The organism is Bradyrhizobium nivariense (genome assembly GCF_029846695.2).
GTDB lineage: Bacteria > Pseudomonadota > Alphaproteobacteria > Rhizobiales > Xanthobacteraceae > Bradyrhizobium.
Genome location: NZ_JARWCR020000032.1, coordinates 80,135 through 91,673, shown reverse-complemented (window position 1 = coordinate 91,673; position 11,539 = coordinate 80,135). Strand labels below are relative to the sequence as shown.

Genomic DNA, 11,539 nt, shown 5'->3' with positions numbered 1-11,539 from the left:
GTCAAAACCCGCCGGAAGCTGCGCACTCACCTCCGGCCAATGATCCAAAATCTCAGGACGAATCTTCATCCCAAGCTTGAATCATATCGAGATTCTTTGTGTCCAGAGCTAAACCTAGCGCGAATGAGGCATAGGCCCAGGTAGCGCTGGTCAGCGCGGCAGAAAGTGAAGCGATCAGCAGCGATGCCGCCACGGCCACCACCAGCGTCCTGGTCTTGTTGGTCCGCTGCTGGAGCAATTCGTTGTGGATGTCGTCGGGCTGTGGACGTGGCCCGGCCAGCAGCCAGTCGACGCAGGCCTGCAAAGGAAGCCACGATTGCTCGGGTTGCCCCGCAGGAGTGGCCGTTGATGTCTGTGTGACCGTGGTTGCCATGGCGGCAACCTAGGCGCGCCGTGTTGAAGGCGGCTTAAGTGAGGGAACCAAGTTCCCGACAGCGTAAACGCTTTGCCAGTGGGCGGCTCGCGGCGGGCGCGATGGGTTGCACGGCAATGGACGGCTTTTGGGCGCGATGCCTGTGACGGGCGCCCGTGGAAAGCCCATCGCGGCTTGACAGCGCAGCCCCGGAGTTGTCTACGGCCCCCTTTGGGGCATGATCTGGAACCAAGGCTCGGGCCGGACGTAGTCGGCTGCCAGTTCGAAGACAACTGCTCGAGCGATCCAGGGAGCGCCGATGACGGCAGCATTCACATTTCCGGGGCAGGGTTCCCAGGCGGTCGGCATGGGCAAGGCTCTGGCCGACGCCTTTCCGGCGGCGCGCGCCGTGTTCGACGAGGTCGACGCCGCGCTGGGGGAGAAGCTGACAGCGACCATCTGGGAAGGTCCGGCCGAAACCCTCCAGCTCACCGAAAACGCCCAGCCGGCCCTGATGGCGGTGTCTGTCGCCACCCTGCGCGTGCTGGAGGCCGAAGCCGGGTTTTCCGTGGGGCGGGATGCGGCCTTCGTCGCCGGCCACTCCCTCGGTGAATATTCGGCGCTGGCTGCGGCCGGCAGCCTGACGATTTCCGACGCCGCGCGGCTGCTTCGCACCCGCGGTCTCGCAATGCAAAAAGCCGTGCCGGTAGGCGCCGGTGCGATGGCCGCTCTGCTCGGCCTCGACTACGAGGCCGCCATGGCGGTCGCGGGCGAGGCCGCTCAGGGGCAGGTCTGCCAGGCCGCCAACGACAATGGCGGCGGGCAAGTGGTGGTCTCCGGCGACAAGGCCGCGGTCGATCGCGCCGTCGAGATCGCCAAAACCAAGGGCGCCAAGCGCGCGATGTTGCTGCCGGTGTCTGCGCCGTTCCATTGCAAGCTGATGCAGCCGGCTGCGGACGCGATGGCCGAGGCGCTGGCCAAGGTGACGATCAAGGCGCCGGCGGCCCCGCTGGTGTCGAACGTGCTGGCGAGCGCGATCACAGATCCCGACGAGATTCGCCGCCGCCTGGTCGAGCAGGTCACCGGCACCGTGCGCTGGCGCGAGTCGGTTGCCTATATGGCGGGCCAGGGCGTCACGCGTTTCTTCGAGATCGGCGCCGGCAAGGTGCTGACCGGCCTCGTCAAGCGTATTGCAGACGGTGCCGTCGGCGTGGCGGTCGGTGGTCCCAACGACATTGCCGCGGCCAGGGATGCATTGGCCGCTGCGAAGCAGGCCTGAAGCGCGATGTTTCGTCATCGCGCTCGAGTTCTTTAGTTTGCGCACGATCTTTTCGGAAAACCGCTGCGCACTTTTCCGGATCGTGCTTTGGAGGAATTATCGATGTTCGATCTGACTGGCAAAAAGGCGCTCGTCACCGGCGCGACCGGCGGCATCGGCGGCGCGATCGCACAGGCGCTGCACGCGCAGGGCGCCACCGTCGCGATTTCGGGAACGCGCAAGGAAGTGCTGGATGAGCTTGCCGGCAAGCTCGGCGAGCGCACCCATGTGCTGCCCTGCAATCTCTCCAAGGCCGACGAGGTCGAGGCGCTGGTGCCCGCTGCGGAAGCGGCAATGGGACAGGTCGACATCCTCGTCGCCAATGCCGGCATCACCCGCGACAATCTCTTCGTGCAGCTCCGTGACGAGGATTGGGAGGAGGTCATCAACATCAATTTGACCTCGACCTTCCGGCTTGCCCGCGCCGCCACCAAATTGATGATGCGCAAGCGCTTCGGCCGCATCATCGCCATCACCTCGGTGGTCGGCGTTACCGGCAATCCGGGGCAGGGCAATTATACCGCGTCGAAGGCGGGCCTGATCGGCATGATCAAGACGTTGGGTGCCGAATACGCCAAGCGCGGCGTCACCGCGAATTGCATCGCCCCCGGCTTCATCAAGACGCCGATGACCGATGCGCTCAACGACAAGCAGCGCGAGACGATTTTGACCAAGGTTCCGGCCAACCGACTGGGGACGCCTGAGGACATCGCGGCGGCCGCCGTCTATCTCAGTTCGAACGAAGCAGCCTACGTCACCGGCCAAACCATCCACGTCAACGGCGGCATGGCCATGATCTGACGCCTCGTCCCGCACTGCCCCCTTGGCGGCGCCGGATGCGGCAAACGGCCGTTTCCGGAGCGAAATGAGGCTTGTAGTCAAGGCAATTGAAGTATGATAACCGGACCTTCAACGGATGGGCAAAGAACGCCATTGCAGGTTTTTGAAACCCTGTATATTGGCGATGCGGAGCCTTGGCCGTCATTCGCCGGGCCTGCATCGGTTAGGGTGGGGCCAAATCAAGTTCGTAAGCGAAGGCAGTCAACGACCACGACGGCTCGTATCGTCCCGGGGGGTCGGGTCTACAGGGAACAACACGAGGTTATGCAATGAGTGAGATTGGCGAGCGGGTTAAGAAGATCGTGGTCGAACACCTTGGTGTTGAACCCGAGAAGGTTGTCGATGCTGCGAGCTTCATCGACGACCTCGGCGCCGACAGTCTGGACACCGTCGAGCTGGTGATGGCGTTCGAAGAGGAATTCGGCTGCGAGATTCCGGACGACGCCGCGGAAACGATTCTCACCGTCGGCGACGCCACCAAGTTTCTCGAGAAGAACGCGAAGAGCTAAGGCTCTTTCATTTTCGCGGGGACAACATTGAAACCGGACGGACCGCCCAACAGCGGTCAGCCGGTTTCTTGTTATTGGCCGTGAATATTTCGATGCGGAGTTTTCGGATATGAGGCGGGTTGTCGTCACGGGTCTTGGCATGGTTTCGCCACTCGGCTGCGGTGTCGAGCCGACCTGGAAGCGCATCCTCAACGGCGAAAGCGGTGCACGCAGGATCGAGAGCTTCGACGTTTCCGATCTTCAGACCAAGATCGGCTGCACGGTCGTGCGCGGCGACGGTACCAACGACACTTTCAATGCCGACATCTGGATGGAGCCCAAGGACCAGCGCAAGGTCGACGACTTCATCATCTTCGGCATGGCCGCAGCCGGCCAGGCGCTCGACGATGCCAACTGGCATCCCGAGTCCGAAGAGGACAAATGCGCCACCGGCACCATGATCGGGTCCGGCATCGGCGGCCTCAACGGCATCGCCGACACCGCGATCCTGCTGAAGGAACGCGGGCCGCGCCGGGTCTCGCCGTTCTTCATTCCGGGCCGCCTGATCAATCTCGCCTCCGGCTATGTCTCGATCAAGCATGGGCTGAAGGGGCCGAACCATTCGGTGGTCACGGCCTGCTCGACCGGCGCTCACGCGGTCGGCGATGCCGCCCGCCTGATCGCGCTCGGCGATGCCGACGTCATGGTTGCCGGCGGCGCGGAATCGCCGATCGGCCGCATCGGCATTGCCGGCTTCAACGCCGCGCGCGCGCTCTCGACAGCCTTCAACGAAACGCCCGAGAAGGCCTCGCGTCCCTACGACAAGGACCGGGACGGCTTCGTCATGGGCGAGGGCGCCGGCGTCCTGGTCCTGGAAGAGCTCGAACACGCCAAGCGTCGCGGCGCGAAGATCTATGCCGAGGTGATCGGCTACGGTCTCTCGGGCGATGCCTATCACATCACCTCGCCGTCACCCGACGGCGACGGCGGCTTCCGCAGCATGGCGGCGGCGCTCAAGCGCGCCGGCCTCACGGCATCCGATCTCGACTACATCAACGCGCACGGCACCTCGACACCGCTCGGTGACGAGATCGAGCTCGGTGCGGTCGAACGTCTGCTCGGCAATGCCGCCTCCAAGGTCGCGATGTCCTCGACCAAGTCGTCGACCGGTCATCTCCTGGGTGCGGCCGGCGCGATCGAGGCGATCTTCGCCATTCTCGCGATTCGCGATAATGTCGTGCCGCCGACGATCAACCTGGACAATCCGTCGGTCGAGACTGCGATCGATCTCGTGCCGCATAAGGCGAAGAAGCGCGAGGTCAACGTCGCGTTGTCGAATTCTTTTGGTTTTGGCGGTACCAACGCGTCGGTCATTCTCCGTCGTCTGGTCCATTAGTTTGTTGTTGCGACGAATCCACCGTTTTGCCGTATTCGGCGATAGTCATGGAAGCGGGCGCGTGCATTTGGCTCGGCAAGCGATTGTCAGGTCGCGATTGAACCGGCAGGATTCAGGTTGCTTCGATGAGTGAAAGGCCGCCCATTTCGCCCCGGAGTCCGCGGGCAGCGCTCGAGCCCGAGCAGGTCCCGCCGCCGCCGAAGCGATCGGACCGCGCGCGCAATCCCTTCGTGATCGTCGGCAACGCCATCATCACCCTGCTGCTGATCGCCATGATCGGTGCGGGCGGCGTGTACTATTACGGCCGGCAGGTGCTCGAGGCGCCGGGACCGCTGAAGGACGACAAGATCGTCAACATCCCGCAGCGCGCGGGCAAGCGCGACATCGCCGAGACGCTGAACCGGGAAGGCGTGACCGACGTCAATCCGTGGGCGTTCATTGCGAGCGTCGCTGCGTTGAAGGCAAGCTCGGACCTCAAGCCCGGCGAATATTCGTTCCAGAAGAACGCATCCTTGCGCGACGTCATCGCCACCATCGTCGAGGGCAAGGTGGTGCAGCATGCCGTGACGATACCGGAGGGCCTGACCTCCGAGCAGATCGTGGCGCGGCTGTCCGACAACGACATCTTCACCGGCAGCGTGCGTGAGCTGCCGCGCGAAGGCACGCTGTTGCCCGAGACCTACAAGTTCCCGCGCGGGACCCCACGTGACCAGGTGGTCCAGCGCATGCAGCAGGCGCACAAGCGCGTGCTGACCGAGATCTGGGAGCGCCGCAGTCAGGACATTCCGGTCAAGACTCCGGAGCAACTGGTGACGCTGGCCTCGATCGTCGAGAAGGAAACGGGCAAGCCGGACGAGCGCAGCCGCGTCGCCGCGGTGTTCGTCAACCGCCTGAAGCAGAGGATCAAGCTGCAGTCCGATCCCACGATCATCTACGGCCTGGTCGGCGGCAAGGGGACGCTCGGCCGTCCGATCAAGCGCAGCGAAATCACGCAGCCCTCGCCCTACAACACCTATGTGATCGAGGGCCTGCCGCCGGGGCCGATCTCCAACCCCGGCCGGGCCTCGCTCGAGGCCGCCGCCAACCCGGCCCGCACCCGCGACCTCTATTTCGTCGCCGACGGCACCGGCGGGCATGCCTTCACCGAGACCTACGACGCGCACCAGAAGAACGTCGTGAAGCTGCGCGCGATGGAAAAGCAGATCCAGAACGACACGGTCGAGCCGGCCGAGGACGCGCAGCCGCCGGCCGCCGCGGTGCCCAGCGCCGCCGATACGCCGACGGCGACGACGCCGGCGCGCCCCAACCAGCAGAAGAAGCCGCCGGCTCGCCCCGCCGGTCCCGCGCCGGCCCGGCAGGGCGCGGTGCAACCCTCGCCCCCGGTGGTCCAGCGCTAGGCGAGGTGCAGACCTGCCCGCGGGACTTTGCGGATTCCACTTTCCTGCAAAATAGTCTTAAGATTCGCGTGGCTTGATGGCCCCGCGAATCCCGTGCTTCTGGAGAAATTGACCTGATGGCGTTGTCGTCCATGACCGGCTTTGCCCGAAGCCACGGCGCGAGCGGGCCGTATACGTTCGAATGGGAATTGAAGTCGGTCAACGCCAAGGGCTTTGACCTCAGGGTGCGGCTGCCGCAGGGGTTCGACGAGCTCGAGGCCCACGCCAAAAAGCGCGCCGCCGAGCTTTTGTCGCGCGGCACCGTCTACGCCAATCTGACCGTCAAGCGCGCCAATGCCGCCACCACGGTCCGCGTCAACGAGGACGTGCTCAACGCCGTCCTGAAAGCCGCCGCCGTGATCGCCGGCAAGGTCGATGCGGTCGCGCCGAGCGTCGACGGGCTTTTGGCCATCAAGGGCGTCATTGAGGTGGCCGAGCCCGAGGGCGACGAGGAAGAGGACAAGGCCGCGCGTGCTGCAGTGGCCGAAGCCTTCGACAAGGCGCTCGCCGAACTGGTCGAGATGCGCAAGCGTGAGGGGACCTCGCTGGGACAGATCCTGATCCAGCGCGTGGACGAGGTCGAGCAGCTTTCGAAAAAGGCCGAGGCCACGCCCGGCCGCAAGCCCGAGGCGATCAAGGCGAGGCTCGCCGAGCAGATCGCCAGCCTCCTCGACACCTCCGACCGTTTCGATTCCGACCGCCTGATGCAGGAGGCGATCCTGATCGCGACCAGGGCCGACATCCGCGAGGAGCTCGACCGCATCGCCTCGCACATCGCGCAGGCGCGCGAGCTGATCGGCAAGGGTGGCGCGATTGGGCGCAAGCTCGACTTCCTGGCGCAGGAGTTTCACCGCGAGGTCAATACCTGCTGCTCGAAGTCGAACGACATCGAGCTGACCAATACGGGGCTCGCCATGAAGAATGTGGTCGAGCAGTTCCGCGAGCAGGTCCAGAATCTGGAGTGATCGATGACGATTGGCGGTCACGGAGCTGACGGTGTCGAGCGGCGCGGATTGATGTTCGTGCTGTCCTCGCCGTCGGGCGCGGGCAAGACGACGCTGTCGCGTCTGCTGATCGACCGCATGCCCGGCCTCCGAATGTCGGTGTCGGCGACCACGCGCGCGATGCGGCCGGGCGAGGTCGACGGGCGCGACTATCTGTTCCTCGACAAGCCCCGATTCGAGGCGATGGTGAAGGGCGACGAGCTCTTGGAATGGGCGACGGTGTTCGACAACAGCTACGGCACGCCGCGTGCGCCGGTCGAGGCGGCGCTGTCGGCGGGGCAGGACGTGCTGTTCGACATCGACTGGCAGGGCACGCAGCAACTGCGTGAGAAGGCGCGCGCCGACGTCGTCAGCGTGTTCATCCTGCCGCCCTCGGCCGGCGATCTCGAGAAGCGGCTGCATTCGCGCGCGCAGGATTCCGACGAGGTGATCCGCAAGCGAATGAGCCGCGCCAGCCACGAGATGAGCCACTGGGCCGAGTACGACTATATCGTCATCAACCACGACGTCGACGAGGCCTTCGCCGAGGTGCAGTCGATCCTGAAGGCCGAACGCCTCAAGCGCGAGCGGCGGACCGGCCTCGTGGGCTTCGTGCGCGGTCTGCAAGGTCAGCTTCAAGGCTAGGCTGCATCAGTCGCGGCCCGTCCTTCGCCAGCCGTTCCAGCATCGTCGTGATCACGTCGACGTCGATGGCGTCCTCGATTCCCACATCCTCATCGCGATCGGCCGGCTCTTCGTCATTGATGTCGTTGGCCGCGAGCCGCGGCGCTGCGGCCTCGATCTCGAATTCTCCGTTGAATATGTCGTCGGTCTCGTCGTGGGCTTGCGGGTTGCGCTCGTCGATCACATCGATTTCGCGGTCGATCGCGGCGAGCTGTGCGGTCTTGAGCTGCGCGGCCTGCGGACGCACGGCATCGAAATCCACCGGGCGCGGCTGCTGAGCGCGCGGTGCGCCGGCCGGCGCCGCGTTGAGCCAGGGCGCGCGGCCGTCGTCGTGATCGTGCGGCTCGAAATTGTCCCAGTTGACGCGGTGATGGTCGGCGGCCTGGACGCGGGTGCGCCCGCCGGCAAAGCGGTAGATGACGCTGGCGAGGATGCCGGCAAGCGCCAGCGCGCCGCCGATCACGAGCAGCAGCATCTGGAGCGAGCCGGTCGGTTTGTCGGCGGTGCTGTCTGCCGCGGCCAGAGCCATCGGAGCAGGGGACTTCGCCGGCTTCGCGCTCGGCTGCGCGGCGGCCGCGACAGGTGCGGGCGAGGGCTGCGCTGCGGGCGCGGCGGACGCCGTGGAGGCGTCGGGCCAGCGCGCGGCGACGGCGGGCTGCTGCGCGTTGGCGTCAGCGGAGGGGCCCGCAGACTGTTGCGTCGGCGCCGCCGGCGTCTTCGCAGCGGCAATGCTCTGCGTCATCAGATATTCGGCGCGCGCGTCCTGCACCGAGTGCTGCTGCGGCACGGCTGAATCTGCTGTTGGCGTATCGGGCGCAGCCTGGGCGGTTTGTGTGGCCTTGCCGCCTTCGGCGCGCAGATACCAGCACTGCCGCTTGGTCGCGCGCTCGAGGCGATAATGCCAATGCTGGCCCTGCGGCGCGGCGCCCTTCGGCGCGCCAAGGCAGTCGCTCGCGGCATTTTCCGTGCTCGGTGTCGTCGGTGCATTCTGCGACACGGCGGCCAGTGGCGCCCCGGCAATGATGCTGCCCACAAGGGCGGATATGAACTTTGCGGTGCGGTTGCCCATCCTGGTCTCCCGATTACGCGTGACGCAACTCGTTACCTTCCCTTTGTCGTCAAAGACTTGGGTGGCAATGAGCCGCAAATCCGGAGAGGATGTGGCCTGAATCGGGCCTGGGCGGCGTTCGTTCCGCCGCGGAATCAGGCTTTTTTCGCTGCTATTGCTTGCTCGAGGTCCAGGCTCCGCCGCAGCCGTCCGAGCGGCGGAAGGTTCCGGAGCCGCTACGGGCACCGAGGCGGCCGGAGCCGGTGAAGGTCACGCCCTCGCCTTGACCGAAGGTGCTGACCGCGCCGCTCGGGCTGACAGTACCGCTGACGCCTTGGCCGATGACCTTGCCCGAGGAGACCACGACCGCGCTGGACGTGGTGCCGCCGCAGCCGACGCTGACGACCATCCAGGCGCCGTCGAAACTGCCGCCACCTCCGCCACCGCGCCGCGAGGAGCTGCGCGGCTCCTCGGCCGGCTTGCTGCGACGTGCCGCGGGCGCCGGCTCGGCCGAACGGTCCGATCGCGAGCCGGACAGCGACTTCTCGTCATTGCCGATCGAGCCGCCGGCGCTGCCGGACTGCGCGATGGCGGACGATGGGGCGAGGGCGGCGGAAAGCAAGAAGGCGAGGGCAATCGCAGGGATGACGGCATTGCGCATGAGCAAGAATCCAAAATGAAAATGGTATCAGCGGCCGGAGCCGTCGGCACAGACGGATCCGATAATGCGGCAAGCTTTGCCAGCCTTGCCGCACTCGTCAAGCGCAGCGTCTTTGGCGCGTTGCACGCTGTCGCGCTGAACCAGCGACCAGGACTTGTCAGAGATCGCGAATGCGCCGCAGCGGCTTCCGTAGAAGGAGAGCTCGATCGGACATTTGGCGCCGGCGCAATTGCCGCGCGCATCGGCTACCGCCGCGCGCCGCGAGGCGTGGTTCCAGGATATGCCCCATTTGCTGCCGTCGGGGCCGTAGACGATCGAGCCCCATGGCTTCAGATCCTCTATCTTGCGCATCCGCAGCAGCAGTCCTTCGGTGGCTTCGCCCGTCGGCGCCATGGAAATCCGCTGCTGGAGCTTTGTGATCGCGCGGGTCAGTCCATCGGTGGTGTCAGGATCGAAATTGAGCTCGTAGAGCCGCTCGCTCAGTTCACTGAGCAGCGCGGCATCGCGCAGCGGCACACGGTCCGGATCGGCGCGCAACCGATCTGCCGGCAGCGGATCGGGCTGCATCGCGGCGACCTGTGGTGGGGCGGTTTGCGTCGGGGCTACGAAATAGAAGGTGCCGTCGATCGGCGAGGACGACACCCAGGGCTGCTGCGCGCCGGATGTGGCGCGCTTCACCGCGAGGCCGACCTGGTTGAAGGTCTGGAACACGTCGAGGCCCGCGGTCCGAACCGTCGCGGCCAACGCCTTGGTGTAGGGGCTGTGGCCGTCGCTGCCGTCCTGGGCGACGTTGCCGGGCTGCGTCGCGTAGGAGATCAGCGTGCCCTCGGGCGCGCGCATCTGCGCAAGGCCGCCATCGGGCGCGCGCAGGCCGCGTGAGCCGAAGGGGTTGTTGCGGCATGCGTCCAGGATCACGAGGTTGAGGCGCGTGCCCGATCCCTGCATCTGGCGCAGCACGAGGTTGACGTCGGTCATCTGGAAGTCGACGTCGGCCTCGCGGGTCGGATTGGCGCCGACCGGCACGAGATAATTGGCGCCCGAGACCTGCACGCCGTGGCCGGCATAATAGAACAGCGCGACATCGGCGCCCTGCACCTGCCGCCCGAAGCTCTGCACCGCAAGATCCATCGCGCCCTTGTCGAGATCGAGCTGGGCGCGGCCGCCGACCAGCGTGAAGCCGAGCAGGCCAAGCGTCTCTGCCATCAGGCTCGCGTCCTTGGAGGGATTGTCGAGCGGCGTGATGTTCTTGTAGGCGGAGTTGCCGACCACGAGCGCAATGCGCTTCTCGGCCGATGCCGGCAGCGTGGCGACGACGAGCAGGGCTGCGACCAGCACCGCCAGCCCCCCAACGCGATTGAAAATCCTCGCGCGCATCAAAATTCCCCACAGCCAAATTCTTCAGAGCAGTGGCGCCAATCTACCAGCCCGGCGCCCGGGCGAAAAGCGGTACGACATTCTGTTCGGGAAGGGGCATGGTTGCGCGTTCTCGCGGCGCGTTTCGCCCGAGCTTTACGGTTTCGTTCGCGCTCTCTGAAGCCAAAGGGCGCAGGGAAGGCCGGGCGCCGGCGGCACCCGTTGGTCCGTGCGCTACAAGAGTGCACACGGGGTGGACCGATGGGGTGGCCGATCGCCCGGCCTTCCCTGCGCGGATGGTTTTAACGGTGTCCTTCGTGCTCTCCCCGGGGAGCGATGCACTATTGCCCCCGTCGCCCCGCCGATGGCTGATGCGCGCGCCCGGTCGGGCCGCCACATCACCACGAGGCTTGACGCACAGACCCCGGGCGTCAGGACCACACGACTTCTCCGTCCGCGGACGGTCCCGCCCGATCGTCGAGGGCTCGCGTGTGCTCACCCCTGACAACCGACAAGCCCGCTCTCCAGCGCCGTGTCGTACCGCGTCGCGTGAGGACTCACGGTTGCCCGCCCTGTCATCACGCCCTCCGCGCCGACGCTGCCGCGTCCACCGCCACCCGGCCCGCATGTCGTGACGATCGCGAACGCCCCTTTGGCAGGGCCAGGATGCGGGCTGTATGCCATAAATCCGAAATTCGGAAAAGGACAATATTTTTGTGTGAAGGGATTGACGAGGTGTTTTGCCCGACGGGTCGCGAGGGGCTGCCACCAACTCCGCTCGTCCATCCTCCCGCAGACCATGCGGCCCGATAAATTCTGGGCCTGCGTGATATGGCGCCAATGCCACAAGGGTCAGATCATGACCGGTGGATTGGCGTCCCCCCTACATTTCAAGGTTGCCGCCCCTGGGGTACGATGGCCCGGGGGCTTAAGAGACGTGCTCGGAGGCACCTCCTTCTTCCCCCTCAATCTGGCGGAGC

Annotated in this window: 11 protein-coding genes; 7 read left to right on the top strand and 4 right to left on the bottom strand. The window is 65.8% G+C overall.

From position 1 onward, the window contains the following. Positions 1–52: 52 nt before the first annotated feature. Positions 53–373 (bottom strand): hypothetical protein, encoded by a 321-nt coding sequence (locus tag QCM77_RS24855; RefSeq protein WP_279666088.1) that lies wholly within the window; start codon positions 371–373, stop codon positions 53–55. A 298-nt stretch (positions 374–671) separates the two neighbouring features. Here QCM77_RS24855 and fabD point away from each other — a divergent pair, with 298 nt between their 5' ends. The 7 genes from fabD (at position 672) to gmk (ending at position 7,458) form a co-directional block, all read left to right on the top strand. Then, the gene (gene fabD, locus QCM77_RS24850) at positions 672–1,631 is read left to right on the top strand and encodes an ACP S-malonyltransferase (protein ID WP_279685260.1); all 960 of its coding nucleotides are present in this window, start codon (positions 672–674) and stop codon (positions 1,629–1,631) included. A gap of 102 nt (positions 1,632–1,733) precedes the next feature. After that, complete coding sequence (fabG, locus tag QCM77_RS24845) at positions 1,734–2,471, top strand: 3-oxoacyl-[acyl-carrier-protein] reductase (protein ID WP_007592006.1); 738 nt, start codon at positions 1,734–1,736, stop codon at positions 2,469–2,471. 308 nt (positions 2,472–2,779) lie between these two features. Continuing rightward, positions 2,780–3,019, top strand: a complete 240-nt coding sequence (locus QCM77_RS24840; RefSeq protein WP_006020277.1) for an acyl carrier protein — start codon at positions 2,780–2,782, stop codon at positions 3,017–3,019. Positions 3,020–3,128: 109 nt separating this feature from the next. After that, positions 3,129–4,394 carry a beta-ketoacyl-ACP synthase II gene (gene fabF, locus QCM77_RS24835; protein ID WP_279666085.1) on the top strand — a complete coding sequence of 422 codons (1,266 nt, stop codon included), beginning with the start codon at positions 3,129–3,131 and terminating at the stop codon, positions 4,392–4,394. A gap of 125 nt (positions 4,395–4,519) precedes the next feature. After that, on the top strand, positions 4,520–5,791 hold the full coding sequence (mltG, locus tag QCM77_RS24830; RefSeq protein ID WP_279666084.1) for an endolytic transglycosylase MltG: 1,272 nt from the start codon (positions 4,520–4,522) through the stop codon (positions 5,789–5,791). Between the two features lie 116 nt (positions 5,792–5,907). After that, a complete protein-coding gene (locus QCM77_RS24825) occupies positions 5,908–6,795 on the top strand; it encodes a YicC/YloC family endoribonuclease (protein WP_279666083.1) in 888 nt (295 codons plus the stop codon). Between the two features lie 3 nt (positions 6,796–6,798). Further along, positions 6,799–7,458 (top strand): guanylate kinase, encoded by a 660-nt coding sequence (gene gmk / locus QCM77_RS24820; protein ID WP_279666082.1) that lies wholly within the window; start codon positions 6,799–6,801, stop codon positions 7,456–7,458. Here the strand turns inward: gmk and QCM77_RS24815 are convergent. From QCM77_RS24815 to QCM77_RS24805, 3 genes are all read right to left on the bottom strand, one after another. Then, positions 7,391–8,566, bottom strand: coding sequence for a hypothetical protein (locus QCM77_RS24815; protein ID WP_279666081.1), 1,176 nt, complete (start codon positions 8,564–8,566; stop codon positions 7,391–7,393). The two genes, gmk and QCM77_RS24815, sit on opposite strands and share 68 nt — an antisense overlap. A 151-nt stretch (positions 8,567–8,717) precedes the next feature. After that, positions 8,718–9,206 (bottom strand): hypothetical protein, encoded by a 489-nt coding sequence (locus QCM77_RS24810; RefSeq protein ID WP_279666080.1) that lies wholly within the window; start codon positions 9,204–9,206, stop codon positions 8,718–8,720. 27 nt (positions 9,207–9,233) lie between these two features. After that, complete coding sequence (locus QCM77_RS24805) at positions 9,234–10,580, bottom strand: caspase family protein (RefSeq protein WP_279666079.1); 1,347 nt, start codon at positions 10,578–10,580, stop codon at positions 9,234–9,236. Positions 10,581–11,539: the final 959 nt, after the last annotated feature.